The sequence below is a fragment of the Faecalicatena contorta genome, assembly GCF_003149105.1.
GTDB lineage: Bacteria > Bacillota > Clostridia > Lachnospirales > Lachnospiraceae > Muricomes > Muricomes contortus_C.
Genome location: NZ_QGDS01000001.1, coordinates 405,461 through 422,562 on the forward strand (window position 1 = coordinate 405,461; position 17,102 = coordinate 422,562).

Annotated in this window: 14 protein-coding genes; 13 read left to right on the forward strand and 1 reads right to left on the reverse strand. The window is 42.2% G+C overall.

The window, feature by feature from the left end; all coding sequences use genetic code 11:
- Window positions 1–20: 20 nt before the first annotated feature.
- From spo0A to A8805_RS02025, 9 genes are all read left to right on the forward strand, one after another.
- A complete protein-coding gene (gene spo0A / locus A8805_RS01985) occupies window positions 21–809 on the forward strand; it encodes a sporulation transcription factor Spo0A (RefSeq protein ID WP_109708522.1) in 789 nt (262 codons plus the stop codon).
- A 101-nt stretch (window positions 810–910) separates the two neighbouring features.
- Window positions 911–2,359 (forward strand): glycogen synthase GlgA, encoded by a 1,449-nt coding sequence (glgA, locus tag A8805_RS01990; protein ID WP_109708523.1) that lies wholly within the window; start codon window positions 911–913, stop codon window positions 2,357–2,359.
- 54 nt (window positions 2,360–2,413) lie between these two features.
- On the forward strand, window positions 2,414–3,283 hold the full coding sequence (gene metF / locus A8805_RS01995) for a methylenetetrahydrofolate reductase [NAD(P)H] (protein WP_109708524.1): 870 nt from the start codon (window positions 2,414–2,416) through the stop codon (window positions 3,281–3,283).
- Window positions 3,284–3,294: 11 nt separating this feature from the next.
- A complete protein-coding gene (locus tag A8805_RS02000) occupies window positions 3,295–3,945 on the forward strand; it encodes a vitamin B12 dependent-methionine synthase activation domain-containing protein (protein ID WP_109708525.1) in 651 nt (216 codons plus the stop codon).
- Window positions 3,942–6,335: a homocysteine S-methyltransferase family protein gene (locus tag A8805_RS02005; RefSeq protein ID WP_109708526.1), complete on the forward strand. Its 2,394-nt coding sequence runs from the start codon at window positions 3,942–3,944 to the stop codon at window positions 6,333–6,335. The genes A8805_RS02000 and A8805_RS02005 overlap by 4 nt, the downstream gene beginning before the upstream one ends.
- Window positions 6,336–6,524: 189 nt before the next feature.
- The gene (locus A8805_RS02010) at window positions 6,525–8,039 is read left to right on the forward strand and encodes a 4Fe-4S dicluster domain-containing protein (RefSeq protein WP_109708527.1); all 1,515 of its coding nucleotides are present in this window, start codon (window positions 6,525–6,527) and stop codon (window positions 8,037–8,039) included.
- 203 nt (window positions 8,040–8,242) lie between these two features.
- Complete coding sequence (gene alaS / locus A8805_RS02015) at window positions 8,243–10,882, forward strand: alanine--tRNA ligase (protein ID WP_109708528.1); 2,640 nt, start codon at window positions 8,243–8,245, stop codon at window positions 10,880–10,882.
- Between the two features lie 125 nt (window positions 10,883–11,007).
- A complete protein-coding gene (gene rpsU / locus A8805_RS02020) occupies window positions 11,008–11,184 on the forward strand; it encodes a 30S ribosomal protein S21 (protein WP_004054229.1) in 177 nt (58 codons plus the stop codon).
- Between the two features lie 192 nt (window positions 11,185–11,376).
- The gene (locus A8805_RS02025) at window positions 11,377–11,970 is read left to right on the forward strand and encodes a putative ABC transporter permease (protein WP_109708529.1); all 594 of its coding nucleotides are present in this window, start codon (window positions 11,377–11,379) and stop codon (window positions 11,968–11,970) included.
- Window positions 11,971–12,050: 80 nt separating this feature from the next.
- Here A8805_RS02025 and A8805_RS02030 read toward each other — a convergent pair whose 3' ends face one another.
- On the reverse strand, window positions 12,051–13,064 hold the full coding sequence (locus A8805_RS02030) for a DMT family transporter (RefSeq protein WP_109708530.1): 1,014 nt from the start codon (window positions 13,062–13,064) through the stop codon (window positions 12,051–12,053).
- A 464-nt stretch (window positions 13,065–13,528) separates the two neighbouring features.
- On the opposite strand from A8805_RS02030, the gene gdhA reads away from it, so the two are divergent.
- The 4 genes from gdhA to A8805_RS02045 all read left to right on the forward strand — a co-directional run bounded on the left by gdhA (window position 13,529) and on the right by A8805_RS02045 (window position 16,953).
- The gene (gdhA, locus tag A8805_RS02035) at window positions 13,529–14,863 is read left to right on the forward strand and encodes an NADP-specific glutamate dehydrogenase (RefSeq protein ID WP_109708531.1); all 1,335 of its coding nucleotides are present in this window, start codon (window positions 13,529–13,531) and stop codon (window positions 14,861–14,863) included.
- A 284-nt stretch (window positions 14,864–15,147) separates the two neighbouring features.
- Window positions 15,148–15,282 carry a hypothetical protein gene (locus tag A8805_RS22735; RefSeq protein ID WP_278321208.1) on the forward strand — a complete coding sequence of 45 codons (135 nt, stop codon included), beginning with the start codon at window positions 15,148–15,150 and terminating at the stop codon, window positions 15,280–15,282.
- A gap of 281 nt (window positions 15,283–15,563) precedes the next feature.
- Entirely contained in the window at window positions 15,564–16,139 is a 576-nt protein-coding gene (locus A8805_RS02040; RefSeq protein ID WP_109708532.1) for a LemA family protein, read from the forward strand.
- A gap of 25 nt (window positions 16,140–16,164) precedes the next feature.
- A complete protein-coding gene (locus A8805_RS02045) occupies window positions 16,165–16,953 on the forward strand; it encodes a TPM domain-containing protein (RefSeq protein ID WP_109708533.1) in 789 nt (262 codons plus the stop codon).
- The last annotated feature ends 149 nt before the right edge of the window (window positions 16,954–17,102 follow it).

Sequence of the window (17,102 nt, forward strand, 5' to 3'; positions counted from 1 at the left end):
CCTTAGAGGAGAGAGGGATTATGGAACATTTGAACGTGGCCATCGCTGATGATAATGAAAGAATTCTGAATCTGCTGGAAGAGATTATCAACATGGACAAGGAACTCAATGTGGTGGGAAAGGCTAAAAATGGTGAAGAGATGTGTCAAATCATCAAAAATCAACAGCCTGATGTGGTTCTTCTTGATCTGATTATGCCGAAAATGGACGGATTAACCGTTATGGAGCGCATTAATCAAGATAAAACTATGACAAAACGCCCTGATTTTATTGTCGTAACAGCGGTTGGACAGGAAAAAATTACAGAAGATGCTTTCAACAAAGGCGCAAATTACTACATCATGAAACCTTTCAATAACGAAATGTTAGTGAATCGTATCAAAACTGTAAGAAACATGTTCCAAAATCACGATAAGAAAAATGAAGAATTAACCGTAAATACCCATTCCAGGGAAGAGGACCTTGAAAATCGTGTCACAAATATGCTGCATGAAATTGGGATACCGGCCCATATCAAAGGATACCATTACCTGAGAGATGCAATTATGATGTCTGTTGAGGACATGGATGTACTCAACGCAATCACGAAGGTGCTTTATCCTACCGTTGCAAAAAAATATCAGACAACCTCCAGCCGGGTGGAGCGTGCTATACGCCATGCCATTGAAGTTGCCTGGAACCGCGGTAAGTTAGATACACTGGATGAATTGTTCGGCTATACAGTCAGCACCGGAAAAGGCAAACCGACAAATTCAGAGTTTATAGCCCTGATTGCAGATACCATCCAACTAGAATATAAGCACAGATAATTCTTTCCTTTACTCGTAAAATGAGTTATAATGTCTAAAAGTAGTTCGATTGCAAGCGGGTAAAGTTATTGCACTTAGTACTAAGGAATGGGAGGGTATCTATGAAAAACATTTTATTTGCATCTTCAGAATGTGTACCGTTTATTAAGACCGGAGGTCTTGCGGATGTTGTAGGCTCACTGCCAAAATATTTTAACAGGAAAAAATATGATGTACGCGTTGTACTGCCAAAATACTCCTGTATAAATCAAAAATGGAAAGATATGATGGAATATCAAGAACATTTCTATATGGACATTGCCGGCCAGAATCAATATGTGGGAATTATGAAATGTGTCTATGAAAATATTACATTTTATTTTATCGACAATGAGTATTATTTCAACGGTCCTGCTCCTTATGATGGAGATCCCAAGTGGAATATTGAAAAGTTTGCATTTTTTTCAAAAGCAGTACTCAGTATCCTTCCCGTCATCGAATTCCGTCCTGACCTAATCCACTGTCATGACTGGCAGACTGGATTGATACCGGTTTATATTGACAATTTCCGCTACCTAGGAGAATATTACAGAGGAATTAAGACCATTATGACGATACATAATCTCAAGTTCCAGGGTATATGGGATACTAAGACTGTCCGTCAGATTACGGAACTGCCGGAGTATTATTTTGTACCAGATAAAATGGAGGCATACAAAGATGCCAATCTGCTGAAAGGCGGAATCGTATATGCAGACAAGGTTACAACTGTCAGCCAGACTTATTCTGAGGAGATTAAGACTCCATTCTACGGAGAATCACTTGACGGCCTGATGAGGGCACGCTCCAATGATTTGTGTGGTATTGTGAATGGACTTGATTACGAGGAGTACAGCCCCTTCCTGGATTCCAGGATTGCCAGGAAATTTACGGTAGACACCTTCCGCAAGAATAAGCCATTAAATAAACTGGCTCTGCAGGAGGAACTGGGCCTGGAGAAGGATTCCAAAACCATGCTTATTGGAATGGTATCCAGACTGACAGACCAGAAAGGATTCGACCTGATAGATTATATCATGGACGAATTATGCCAGGATAAAGTACAAATTGTTGTACTTGGTACAGGTGATGCAAGATATGAGAATATGTTCCGGCATTTTGCATGGAAATATTCAGGAAAGGTGTCCGCAAATATCTTTTATTCGGAAGACTTATCCCACAAAATTTATGCATCATGCGATGCATTTCTGATGCCGTCGCTGTTTGAACCATGTGGTTTAAGCCAGCTTATGAGCCTTCGCTATGGCACGATTCCTATTGTGAGAGAAACCGGAGGACTTAAAGACACCGTAGAACCATACAATGAATTCGAAAAAACTGGAACAGGATTTAGTTTTTCTAATTACAATGCACACGAAATGCTGAGCACAATCCGTTATGCAGAACGTATTTATTACGATAAGAAGCGTGACTGGAATAAAATTGTAGAACGCGCCATGAATAAGGACTTTTCGTGGAAAAATTCTGCAAAACAATATCAGGAATTATATAAAAGCCTGATTGAAGAATAAAGAAAAAAACTGTTCGAAAGACAGTTTAAGATACAAAACAGGAGAACGAATGACATGAAGATTATAGACAGACTGAGGGAAGACAAAATTCATATATCCTTTGAGGTATTCCCGCCCAAAACGGACGCGGGATTTGACAGGGTATTGAAGGCCACAGATAAAATTGCAGAATTGAAACCCGATTTTATCAGTGTTACTTATGGAGCCGGAGGAGGAACCAGTAAGAATACGGCAGAAATTGCAAGGCATATTAAGGAAGACCTGGGTGTGGAAAGCCTGGCCCATCTCACTTGTGCCTCTTCCACAAAGGATGAAGTAAGAAATGTAATAAAGAATCTGAAAGAGCTTGGTATCGAAAATATATTGGCATTGCGCGGGGACATTCCGGAAGGAATGACATTCCCCTCGGAAGACCGCTTCCAGCATGCATCCGAGCTGGTTGAGGAGATACATAAAAACGGGGATTTCTGTATTGGTGCAGCATGCTATCCGGAAGGGCATGTGGAAAGTGAGAATAAGAAGGAGGACATCGGATTCCTGAAGGAAAAGGTGGACAAAGGAGTAGACTTTCTGACTACACAGATGTTCTTTGATAATGATATCCACTATAACTTTTTGTACCGTATCCGGGAGGCTGGTATCACAGTACCTATTTTGCCAGGTATTATGCCTATTACAAGTGCAGCGCAGATGAAGCGAAGCCAAGAGCTGTCCGGAACTATATTCCCCAGAAGGTTTCTGGCTATCCTGGATCGATTTGGCGGATGCCCGGATGCCATGTGGCAGGCAGGCATTGCCTATGCCACGGATCAGATTATTGACCTGCTGGCAAATGGTGTGAAGAACATTCACATTTATTCTATGAATAAGCCGGAAATCGCAGAAGCAATTATGTCTAATTTATCAGAAATTATAAAGAGCTAGGAGTATAACAGATGGATATGCTGACAAAAGAAGCCATCCGTTATCTGGGATATGGAAAGCATGCGGTAGACGATTCTACTCTTGCACTGATTTCAGATTCTTTCAGGAATCTGGAAGCTGCTGCAGGCAGGAAATCCATCTATCGCATCTTTGATTTGGAGCAGATAGCGGATGACAAGTTTATAATCGGCAAAGCGGAGATACAAAGTCGGAATCTCGGGCGGAATCTCCGGGGATGCAGTAAGATTGTGCTATTTGGTGCAACCCTGGGAACAGAAGTTGACAGGCTGATTACAAGAACATCTCTAACTGATATGGCTAAGGCAGTAATACACCAGGCATGTGCAGCCGCCATGCTGGAAGAATATTGTGATGAATGCCAGCGTAATATCGGCAGAGAACTCGAAGCTGAGGGACTTTATCTCAGGCCCAGGTTCAGCCCCGGATATGGGGATTTTGATATCCGCCATCAGGCTGTACTCATGCAGATGCTGGACTGTGCAAAGCATATCGGACTGACTATGACAGACAGTTATATGATGACTCCGACAAAGTCCGTCACAGCTGTCATAGGCGCCAGCGCCACAATGGAAAAATGTCACATCAAAGGCTGCGAATCCTGCGGCAAAAAAGACTGCACATATAGAAGGGATACTTTATGATTTTAGACAGATTAGGAAAAGAGCTGCTGTTTTTCGACGGCGGTATGGGAACATTACTTCAGGCGGAGGGCTTAAAGCCCGGAGAGCTTCCGGAAACATGGAATATAACCCATGCAGACATCATTACAGACATTCATAAAAAATATATCGAATCAGGCAGTGATATTATACTGACGAATACATTTGGAGCGAATGCATTGAAATTTCACGACGAATCCTGTTCCCTTAAGGAAATCGTATATACAGCAGTGGAACATGCGAAAAGAGCAGCCGGGGAAGCACAAACGGCTGGGAAGACAATTTACACTGCTTTGGACATCGGACCTACCGGAAAGCTCTTAAAGCCCATGGGAGACCTGGACTTTGAGGATGCTTATAAAACCTTCAGTGAAGTAATGATTTACGGTGCCCAGGCAGGAGCTGACCTGATTCATATTGAGACGATGAGCGACACCTATGAGCTGAAAGCAGCCGTATTAGCCGCAAAGGAAAATACCAGCCTGCCGGTATTTGTAACTACCATTTTTGATGAGAGAGGTAAGCTTCTTACTGGAGCGGATGTACCTGCAGTTGTAGCACTTCTGGAGGGACTTCGCGTGGATGCTTTAGGCATTAATTGTGGTTTGGGGCCGCGTCAGATGCTTCCCATTCTTAACCAGATACTCCAGTACACTTCACTGCCTGTAATTGTAAAACCCAATGCTGGTCTGCCAAAGCAGATTCAGGGAGAAACATGTTATGATGTTCTCCCTCAGGAATTTGCAGCTACCATGCAGGAGGTTGTAAACCAGGGGGCTGTTATTATCGGCGGATGCTGCGGCACCACACCTGAGCACATCAAGGCAATGACAGAACTTTGCCGTGGAATGACTCCTGAACCAGTCATGGAAAAAGACATTACAATAGTTTCTTCTTACGGACAGTCTGTATGTCTGGGACAGGGTTCTAAAATCATCGGCGAGCGTATTAACCCAACCGGGAAAAAGAGATTTAAACAGGCACTGAAAGAACATGACATGGATTATATCCTGAAAGAAGGTATCATCCAGCAGGATCAGGGTGCACATATTCTGGATGTGAATGTAGGGCTTCCTGACATAGACGAAGCAGCCATGATGGTAGAAGTGGTGGAAGAATTGCAGAGTGTGACCAGTCTTCCTCTCCAGATTGATACTGTGGATACGAAAGCCATGGAGGCGGCTCTGCGCATTTATAACGGCAAGGCTATGGTGAACTCCGTCAGCGGAAAGCAGGAATCTATGGATGCCGTATTTCCTCTGATACAAAAATATGGCGGGGTTGTCATCGGGCTTACCCTGGATGAAGAAGGAATTCCTAAAACAGCGGATGGAAGAGCAGAGGTTGCCCGGCGCATCATTACTGAAGCCGGAAAGTACGGAATACACAAGAAGGATATTGTAATTGATGTGCTGGCTATGACAATCAGCTCTGAACCAGAGGGAGCAAAGGTAACACTGGAAGCTTTAAAAAAGGTGCGTGAAGGTCTGGGTGTCAACACAGTTCTCGGCGTATCGAATATTTCCTTTGGTCTGCCCAGCCGCCCTGTTATTAATTCAAACTTTTATACAATGGCTATGTTAAACGGCCTGAGTGCAGGAATTATCAATCCTTCCTCCGGGGACATGATGAAATCATATTATGCATATCATGCTCTCATGAATCTGGATAGCAACTGTGAGAAATATATTTCCCAATATGCAGGAGAGAACCCCGCGGCACCTTTTGTATCCTCCGGTGCTGCCGAGATGTCTCTCAAAGCGGCAATAGAAAAGGGACTGAGGGAAGAGGCACACCATATCACGGAATCACTGGTAAAAGAACAGGCTCCGCTGGATATTATCAATGAACATCTGATACCTGCACTGGATTATGTAGGGAAGGGGTTTGAAAAAGGAACTGTTTTCCTGCCTCAGCTTTTGATGAGTGCGGAAGCTGCAAAGGCAGCGTTTGCCATTTTAAAGGAATCCCTGCCTGCAGAAAGCGGGGAGCGCGAAAAGAAAAATAAGATTATACTGGCCACCGTAAAGGGGGATATTCATGATATCGGAAAAAATATTGTGAAGGTTCTGCTGGAAAACTACAGTTTCGATGTCATCGATCTGGGCAAGGATGTGGCACCGGAGCTGATTGTGGAAAAGGCAAAAGAGGAAGAGGTGTATCTTGTAGGATTAAGTGCTCTTATGACAACTACGGTAGTCAGCATGGAAGAAACTATAACTCAGCTCCGAAAGAATGTGCCGGACTGTAAAGTTATGGTTGGAGGCGCAGTTTTAAACCAGGAATATGCGGATATGATTGGAGCTGACTTCTATGGGAAGGATGCAATGCAGTCTGTTTATTATGCCCAGGATCTGTTTCGGAAGCGATAAATGTACCCTATTTTATACAAGCGGAAGTATTGACGATTATTTTACAAAAAGGTATACTTATTGAACTGCTAGTGTTCAATAGGATATGTTGAAATATGCTTACCGAGTATTGGCAGCAAGATAAATGATTGTGAACCCGGCAGTGGAAGCACTGCCGTTTTTCAAGGGAATTCAGGAGGATGAGAACCTATGATAAGAGGACTGCAGACCCCGGTAAGGGCAATTCGGAGACAAGTGTTTACGGAAGTTGCGAAATTGGGCTTTAAAGCGAATGCGGATACGCTTTTGGATGATATGGAAGCAATTCCTTATGAAATTGTAAATGATGACACTGAAAAATACCGTGAGAGCACCTACCGCGCCCGGGCAATAGTCAGGGAACGGCTTCGTCTTGCCATGGGCCTGTCACTGCGCCCGGAGAATAAACCAGTACATCTTACCTCAGGAGTGGAATTTAGTAATATTTCAGAAAAGTATTACGAGCCGCCGCTTATGCAGGTAATTCCTTCAGGCTGTGAAAGCTGTGAAGAAAATAAATATGAGGTCAGCAATATGTGTAAAGGCTGTCTTGCACATCCCTGCCATGAGGTCTGTCCAAAAGATGCAATTTCTTTTGTAGAAGGAAGAAAGTCTTACATCGACCAGGAAAAATGTATCAAATGCGGGAAATGTAAATCTGCCTGCCCTTATGATGCCATAGCTAAAAAAGAAAGACCTTGCAAAAACGCCTGCGGTGTAAATGCAATTATATCAGATAAATACGGAAGAGCGTATATTGATACAGATAAATGTGTATCCTGCGGAATGTGTATGGTAAGCTGCCCGTTTGGAGCCATTTCTGATAAATCTCAGATATTCCAGCTCACCCGTGCATTGCAGGAGGGCGGAGAAATCATAGCTGAGATTGCTCCTGCTTTTATCGGTCAGTTTGGGGATTATATTACCCAAAGGAATATCAAGGCCGCCCTTCAGGAACTGGGCTTTTCTGAAGTATATGAAGTTGCTCTTGGAGCGGATATCGGTGCAGTTGCAGAAGCTCATCACTATGTGGAAAAGGTAGTATCAGGGGATCTGCCCTTTCTTCTGACGTCATGTTGTCCTTCCTGGGCAATGATGGCGAAAAAGTTTTTCCCGGACTTAATTGATCAGATTTCCCGGGAACTAACTCCTATGGTAGCTACAGCAAGAACAATCAAGCAGGAAAATCCAGATGCAAAGGTTGTATTCATAGGTCCCTGTGCAGCTAAAAAGTTAGAGGCTTCCAGAAGGTCTGTCCGCAGCGATGTAGACTTTGTAGTAACCTTTGAAGAAGTTCAGGCTATGTTTGACGCGAAAGGAATTGATCTGAGCAAATATGAAGCAGAGTCTTCCTTCCATGATGCTACAGGTGCAGGACGCGGCTATGCCTGTGCAGGCGGTGTTGCGGAAGCTATTGAAAAATGTATCAATGAATACTATCCCGATGTGGACGTAAATATTGAACATGCTGAAGGACTTGCTGAATGTAAAAAGATTCTGACACTGGCAAAAGCCGGGAAAATGAACGGATGCCTGATTGAAGGTATGGGATGTCCGGGAGGATGTATTGCAGGAGCAGGAACAAATATTCCAGTAGCAAAAGCCAAAAAAGCTCTCAACAATTATGTGAAGAATTCTTCCAGCAGCATTCCGTCTAAGGAACTGGCTGATATTGAACTGAAATAACATTTGAAAAACTTTTACGGCTATGATATGATAGGTTAGGCATGCAGAGTGGATAATATCCACTCTGTTTCTATTGGATAGGGTATTTGGCGGAATATTGGACATTTTATGATGTTTTTTCCAGAGTCAGATGCAAACTATAATGATACACATATAAAGGCAGAAAATGCTGCCTCAGATAAAGAAACAGGGAGGGCTAGATTATGCAGCCATATGGAGTGAACCAATTAAGAACGATGTTTTTGGAATTCTTTGAAAGTAAAGGGCATTTGGTACTAAAAAGTTTTTCTTTAGTGCCACACAATGATAAGAGTCTTCTGCTCATTAATTCAGGTATGGCGCCGTTGAAGCCATATTTTACAGGACAGGAGATTCCTCCGAGGAAGAGAGTGGCAACCTGCCAAAAATGTATCCGTACAGGAGATATTGAGAACGTAGGAAAGACTGCACGCCACGGCACATTTTTTGAAATGCTGGGGAACTTTTCATTTGGAGATTATTTTAAAAATGAGGCCATTGAATGGTCATGGGAATTCCTGACAGACGTTGTGGGCCTTGACCCGGACAGGTTATATCCATCTGTATATGTAGACGATGATGAGGCTTTTAAAATATGGAATGAAAAGATGGGAATTCCTGCAGAGCGTATTTTTAAGTTTGGAAAAGAAGATAATTTTTGGGAACATGGTTCCGGTCCATGTGGTCCCTGTTCAGAGATTTATTATGACAGGGGCGAAAAATACGGATGTGGAAGCCCGGACTGTACGGTAGGCTGCGAGTGTGACCGTTATATGGAAATATGGAATAATGTGTTTACCCAGTTTGATAATGATGGAAAGGGACACTACGAAGAACTGGAACAGAAGAATATCGATACAGGAATGGGCCTGGAAAGGCTTGCATCGGCAGTGCAGGATGTAGATTCTATATTTGACGTTGACACGATCAAGGCACTCCGTACCCATGTATGCCAGATTGCTCATGTGGAGTATGGAAAAGATTCTCTTACTGATATTTCTATCCGCGTAATTACAGATCATGCCCGCTCAGTTACATTTATGATATCTGATGGTATTATGCCGTCCAATGAGGGAAGAGGATATGTACTGCGCCGTCTGCTGCGCAGGGCATGCCGTCACGGAAGACTGCTGAATATCGAGGATAATTTCCTTCCTTCACTGGCTGGAACTGTTATAGAAGGCTCTAAGGATGGTTATCCGGAGCTGGAAGAAAAGAGAGATTTTATTCTTAAAGTAATTTCAAAGGAAGAAGAACAGTTTAATAAGACCATTGACCAGGGGCTGGGAATTCTATCTGACATTGTCGCGGAAATGGAGGCAGGGCAACAGAAAACATTGTCTGGTGAAGACGCGTTTAAATTGTATGATACTTATGGATTTCCTATTGATCTGACAAAAGAAATACTGGAAGAAAAAGGAATGCATGTGGACGAAGAAGGATTCCAGGCTGCTATGGAAATACAGCGGAATACTGCACGTGCCGCACGTGGCGTGACCAACTATATGGGAGCGGATGTGACCGTGTATGAGTCTATTGACCCAAATGTCACAAGTACATTTGTAGGCTATGAAAACCTGGACTATGAGTCTGAGATTACTGTATTAACTTCTGAGACTGAAATTGTGGATGCGCTTTCAGAAGGAGAACGAGGAACCATTTTTGTGATGGATACTCCATTTTATGCTGCCAGCGGCGGTCAGGCTGCGGATACAGGTATCATTCGTACAGCAGATGGAGAATTCAGGGTAGAAGATACAATCAAGCTTTTAGGCGGAAAAATAGGACACGCAGGGCAGGTCGTGAAAGGGATGATCCGGACAGGGGATAAGGCAGAATTGTCTGTGAACGCCCAGAAACGTGCTTTGTCAGCAAGAAATCACAGTGCCACACATTTACTTCATAAGGCTTTACGGGCGGTTCTTGGCACTCACGTAGAGCAGGCAGGTTCCAGCGTAAACGAAGACCGTCTCCGTTTTGATTTTACACATTTTTCAGCTTTAACAAAAGAAGAATTAAAGCAGGTTGAAAACATTGTCAATGAACAGATCGCATCATCCCTGGCCGTTGATATTCAGAATATGCCAATAGAAGAGGCAAAGAAAACTGGTGCACAGGCACTTTTCGGAGAAAAATACGGCGATATTGTACGTGTAGTAAATATGAAAGGGTTCTCTATTGAATTCTGCGGAGGTACACACGTAAAGAATACCAGTGAAATCATGGCGTTCAAGATTATTTCCGAGACGGGTGTAGCGGCAGGTGTACGACGTATTGAAGCACTGACTTCAAAGGGGCTATTAGATTACTATGACAATCTGGAAGAAAAGCTGAATGAAGCTGCAAAGGTACTCAAAGCAGCTCCGGATAATCTGGCTGAAAAGATTTCTCATATGACTGCTGAAAATAAAGCTCTTCATGCAGAAGTAGAAAGTTTAAAGAACCGTCTTGCTCAGGATGCAATGGGTGATGTCATGAATCAGATACAGGAGGTACAGGGCACAAAGCTTCTGGCTATAGAGGTAGATGGCGTAGATATGGCAGGACTGCGCGATTTGGGAGATCAGTTAAAAGATAAAATGGGTGAAGGCGTTGTTGTTCTGGCATCTGGAAATGAAGGGAAAGTAAATCTTATGGCAACTGCAACAGAAGGTGCCATGAAGCAGGGTGCCCATGCCGGTAATCTGATTAAGTCAATCGCAGGTCTGGTAGGCGGCGGAGGCGGCGGACGCCCGAACATGGCACAGGCCGGCGGGAAAAATCCGGCAGGCATTAAAGAAGCACTTGCAAAAACGCCGGAAGTACTGAAAGGACAACTTTCTTAGTTTTTTTGCCATAAACAGTTGACGTTTAGCGAAAATATGATATAATCTTTTGTAGTGCAATAAAAATACCCGAACAGTCGTATGATGCACAATACAAGGCTGGAGGGGAGGTTAGGTGTGAGACTATGTCAAATGTAATCGTTAAAGAAAACGAGACGTTAGATAGCGCTTTACGCAGATTCAAAAGAAACTGTGCAAAGGCTGGCATTCAGCAGGAGATTCGTAAAAGAGAGCATTACGAAAAGCCAAGCGTAAGACGTAAGAAAAAATCTGAAGCTGCTAGAAAACGTAAATATAATTAATATGTGCAGATAAATAGAGTGTTGAAAGACACTCTATTTTTATATAACAGGGAATGCAGGTTCCTTATTATATGAAACACCTCCTGAAGGATTGTATTTTGGTGGAAAAGAAGATAATATTGTCTCAATCCACTGCGATTAGAGAATCTTTCGGGATATTTAGAATATCAAGGATAAAATGGAGATGTAAACATGTGGAATAGGATGATATTTGGGAATGATCTGTATCATGTGGTGCTGTGGTTCCTCACATACAGCGTCCTTGGATGGATTGTGGAGTCCATTTATATGTCAATCTGTAACAGAAAGCTGACGAACCGGGGATTTTCGAAAAGTCCTCTATGCCCGATTTATGGAGTGGGTGCCCTGACCGTTTATTTTTTGTTGAGTCCGTACAGCCATAACCGGGTACTGTTATTTTTACTGGGTGCCATATTGGCAACAGCAATCGAATGGATTACTGCAAGAATTATGGAAAGGCTGTTTGGAGAGATATGGTGGAACTACACGGACAAGCCCTTTAATTATAAAGGCATTCTGTGTCTTGAGAGTACCCTGGCCTGGGGATTATATACATTGATTTTATTTGGTGTCCTCCATGGGTTTGTAGAGCGGATTGTAAATGCAATTCCTTTCCGTATAGGAAGAATTGCAGGTGCAGTATTGATTTTAATATATACAGTGGATTTTGCCCGTACATTCTACAGAGAAAAAAGGGATGATTTACCCGGATTGGTGTCTATTCATGAGTTAAAAAATAAATTTTGGAATTTTATAGGACGCTGACAACTTTAAGAAAATTATTGCAGTCAAGGCAGATACTTCACCCCCGCTTCCATATGAAGCAGGGGTGATTTTGTATGGAATTACATCTTTGAGTGAATGTGTTTATGAAAATGTTTACCTTGTTTATTGAGCAGGTGGCGGTGCCCATGCTCATGCACTACGATATGTTCATGTGTATTGCCGTCATGAGTATGTACAAACGTATGTGTATGACGGTGCCTGTGTCTGATAAGCAGCGTGTCTAAAACAACAAGTACTGTGCCGGCAGCCATGATTATTAGAGCAATCAGATAGGTTTTTGATAAAGCTTCCCTTAAAATAACGAAGGATAGCAGTGCTCCGACAAAAGGTGATACTGCATAGCATGCACTTGTCTTTGCAGCCCCCAATTCATTCTGCGCTTTTATATAAAAGAAAATACTCAGGCCGTAGGATACAAATCCCAGCACAAGGACATATACGATATAAATAAGAGACGGAAGGCGCTCTCCTGTTATAACAGCAACAACAAAGGATCCCAAACCGGAAAATACCCCCTTTAGTACTACAATCTGTATTGTACTTTTCGAAGATAACATCCTGGTACAGTTATTCTCTAAGCCCCAGCACATACAAGCCAATAAAACATAGATGGAACCATATGAAAACTGTAAACTTTCCACGCCTTCAAATGAAAGTAAGATACTTGATAAAATAATCAGCAAAATAGCCAGCCACATCTTTCTTGATATGACTTCCTTAAAAATAAATAAAGCAATCACTGAAGTAGCAGCAATCTCAAAATTGTTCAGCAAGGATGCATTTGCAGAACTTGCTTCATTCAAACCTATCATCAAACAAATAGGAGCTGCAATGTCTAATATAATCATTCCTACTGTATAAGGTAATTCCTTTTTCGTAAGCTTGTCTTCATTTTTGAGCTTCCCGGTAAATACAGAATAGACTGACATCCCTAAACCAGCCCCAAAATACAAAAATGCAGCCATAAATACTGGTTCTACATCCTTCAATAACACTTTAGATAAAGGAATATTAACCGCATAAAGTATAGCGGCAAGCAAAGCAAATAAAATGGCTGTCATTTTTTTATTCATATAATAATTCCTTTCTATATTACATAAACAGAATGTTACACTTTGATAATATTATATTTTAGAGATTCTTTCAATAGATTTGGCAGGATTACAAAGCTGTATTCTATTACATCTTATTATTCCGGGAAATTTGATGAAAAAATTAAAAACTGAATGATTAATAATGAATTCCTGCAAAACTTCAAAAATCAAGAATTACTGGAAATGCAGTTTATCAATATCTTATTTCTTTCCCCAAAATAAAAATATTGTATTATTTCACGTAGAATCAAAATAGATGGTTCCGGGATACCTTAGAGAAAGTTCTTCGACAGCTATGTTTATAAAGTGATAACATTTTCATAAAATGAAATTTATGATTGACAAAACTGCAATCAAATTTTAAAATAGACAGGTAGACAATGTAGTCAAACTGCGGGATGCATTGTAATCCCGCAATTTTATATTTTAGGAGGTAAAAAAGGATGTCATATGTAGACGAGGTAATCGAATTAGTAGTGAAAAAGAATCCTGCGGAGCCGGAATTCCATCAGGCAGTAAAAGAAGTATTGGATTCCCTTCGTGTTGTTGTGGAGGCAAATGAGGAAAAGTTCCGCAGAGACGCTCTGCTGGAAAGACTGATTGAGCCTGAGAGACAACTGAAATTTCGTGTTCCGTGGGTAGATGATAATGGTCAGGCAAATGTAAACACAGGATACCGTGTTCAGTTTAACAGTGCAATCGGACCATACAAAGGAGGCCTTCGTCTGCATCCATCTGTAAACCTTGGTATTATAAAATTTCTGGGATTTGAGCAGATTTTCAAGAACTCTCTGACAGGTCTTCCAATCGGCGGAGGAAAAGGTGGCTCTGATTTTGATCCTAAGGGAAAATCAGACAGAGAGATTATGGCATTCTGCCAGAGCTTTATGACTGAGTTATGCAAATATATCGGAGCTGATACAGACGTGCCGGCAGGTGATATCGGAACGGGCGCAAGGGAAATCGGGTATCTGTATGGACAGTACAAGCGTATCCGTGGATTATCAGAAGGAGTACTTACAGGAAAAGGGTTAAGCTACGGCGGTTCCCTGGCACGTACAGAAGCTACAGGATATGGTCTTCTTTACCTCACACAGGAAATGCTGAAACTCAATGGAATTGATCTGGCGGGCAAGACAGTATCCGTTTCAGGTTCCGGTAATGTTGCAATTTATGCAACGCAGAAAGCTCATCAGCTTGGTGCTAAAGTGGTAACTGTCAGTGATTCCAACGGCTGGATATATGATCCGGACGGAATTGACGTGGATGCATTGAAGGAAATCAAAGAAATCAAACGTGCAAGACTGACAGAATATAAAAATTACCGTCCAAATTCTGAGTATCATGAAGGAAAAGGCGTATGGTCTGTAAAAGTTGATATTGCACTGCCATGTGCAACACAGAATGAACTGCTTTTGGATGACGCGAAAGTACTGGTAGAAAATGGATGTATTGCAGTAGCAGAGGGAGCAAACATGCCCACTACATTGGAGGCAACTGAATATCTTCAGGCAAACGGTGTTTTATTTGCACCTGGAAAAGCTGCTAATGCCGGCGGTGTTGCTACATCAGCGCTGGAAATGTCCCAGAACAGCGAGAGACTTAGCTGGACATTTGAAGAGGTAGATACCCTGCTCAGAAGAATTATGGTAGACATCTGTCACAATATGGCAGATGCCGCTGAAAGATATGATGTAAAAGGAAATTATGTAATAGGTGCTAATATAGCAGGCTTTGAAAAAGTAGTCGATGCTATGACAGCACAGGGTATTGTGTAAAAATAGGGTTCCATGATGCATCAAGTATTGAAAAATTCTATTGACTTCTCCCTTTGTGTTTATAAGTTTACAAATAAAAGAATTTTTCCCCTTGACCGATATGGGATATATAAATAGTTGGGGTGAAAGTTTAGTCCTTCGCTGTAAAGCGGAGGGCTTTTTTGATTTCTTCCCTGCGCGTATATTCTACTATGATATAATTCCTGCTAAATTTGCTTCTGAAGTACGCCCGCTCACCAGACAGGAATTAACAAAGTAGTCGATGTTATCCTTGTCTGCTTTATATGCCGGACTACAAAAATGAGCCTGCAGGTATAGAACAGCTGCTTCCATGGAATAATTACATGAAAGAACACTGCACAGGTCTGATTAATGTTGAGAACATAACAGTGGAAAAACATGAGCCATTGCCGATTTAATTCATTGGATACCAAGGGAAATCTAAAAACAGCCTATTGGTACTGACCGGGAGAAAAACAAGGGCAGAAATTATTTTCAAACTGCCCGCACATATGGCAGCAGAATTGTTTTAGAATGAGATTAAGAAAATCAATTAAGAATAAATCAAAAAAATGTCGCACTTAACATTGACATTTTCAAAGAATAAATATAATATATTTCCAATAAGAAACAAGTGGACAGAAATCAACAGAAATGGAAGTATTGCTGGTTTTTCCGGCAATGCGAAGAGGATGAAATCATGAAAAGATCCGGAAATAAAATTGCTGTATGGGTAATAATTGCAATCATTATAGTCTTGGTGGTTGTTGGAATCAGCCAGTACAATTCCCTGGTGGGAATCAATGAAAATGTGGAAAATCAGAGAGCTAATATTGATACAATGCTGCAAAGAAGGGTGGATCTCATTCCCAACCTGGTAAATACTGTAAAAGGTTATGCAGAACATGAAAAAGAGGTAATCGAAAACGTAAGCAATGCCAGAGCAAAACTGGCAGGTGCCACAAGCATGGAAGAAAAGGCAGATGCAGATAACCAGTTGTCCGGAGCATTGGGCAGACTGCTGATGGTTGTGGAAAACTATCCTGATCTAAAGGCAAATCAACAGTTTATGGCACTTTCGGATGAGCTTGCGGGTACGGAAAACCGGATAGCAGTTGCTAGAAAAGATTATAATGACTCCGTTAAAGTATACAACCAGAAAATAAGGCGATTCCCGTCTAACATTTTTGCTAATTTGCTGGGATTTGAGAAAGCAGAGTATTTCCAGGCAGCAGAGGGGGCACAGCAGGTACCGGAAGTCAATTTTGAAGAATAATAGGGTGTATTATGGTAGGAGTCATATGAAAAAAATAAAAAATGTTTTTGTATATAGCATTATGGTTGCTTTAACGCTGATGCTGGCATATTTACCGGTAAAAGCGGCTGCCGGTATCCAGGCTCCCACAAGAGAGTTCTATGTAAATGATTTTGCAGGTCTTTTAAGTAATGACACTAAGCAATATATCATTGCACAGAGTAAATTGCTGAATGACAAGACAAAAGCCCAAGTGGTAGTGGCTGCCATACAAACTCTGGACGGAAACTCCATAGAAGATTATGCCAATGAGATGTTCCGGGAATATGGAATCGGAGATAAATCCCAGAATTCCGGTGTCTTGATCCTTCTGGCGTTACAGGAAAGAGAAGTCAGGATAGAGGTAGGATATGGACTGGAGGGAGCTATTAATGACGCCAAGGCAGGAAGGATTATCCGTAATCTGGGGACACCGGCGCTAAAAGAAGACAATTGGGATATGGGGATTAAGACCATGTATACCGGAGTTCTGAAGGAAGTGTACGCTGAGTATAATCTGGCTGAACCAGGCGATTTGGATGATGCGGACATACAGGAAGGATTTGCCGAGGAAGATTATGGGGAATCTTCAAATGGCGGCTCCTGGATCACCATCGGACTGGTATTATTTATTCTCGTAATCTTTTTGCGTGGCGGCGGCAGAGGCGGGCGTGGCGGCGGATTTTTCGGCGGTCCGTTTGGAGGCGGATACTTCGGAGGCGGCTCTTTTGGAGGCGGAGGTTCTTTTGGCGGGGGCGGGTCATCCGGCGGAGGCGGTGCTTCCGGGAAATTTTGACAATGCATGCAGCATGAGCCCTTTTCTAGATGTACAGGCGGGCCGGTAGGGCTCATAACTGTTAAAAAGGATTATAAAAACACGGCGTGGTTTCGATGCCGTGTTTTTATATTATGGGTTGTGCCTCTGTTGAGCTCGCGAAGCGTGCG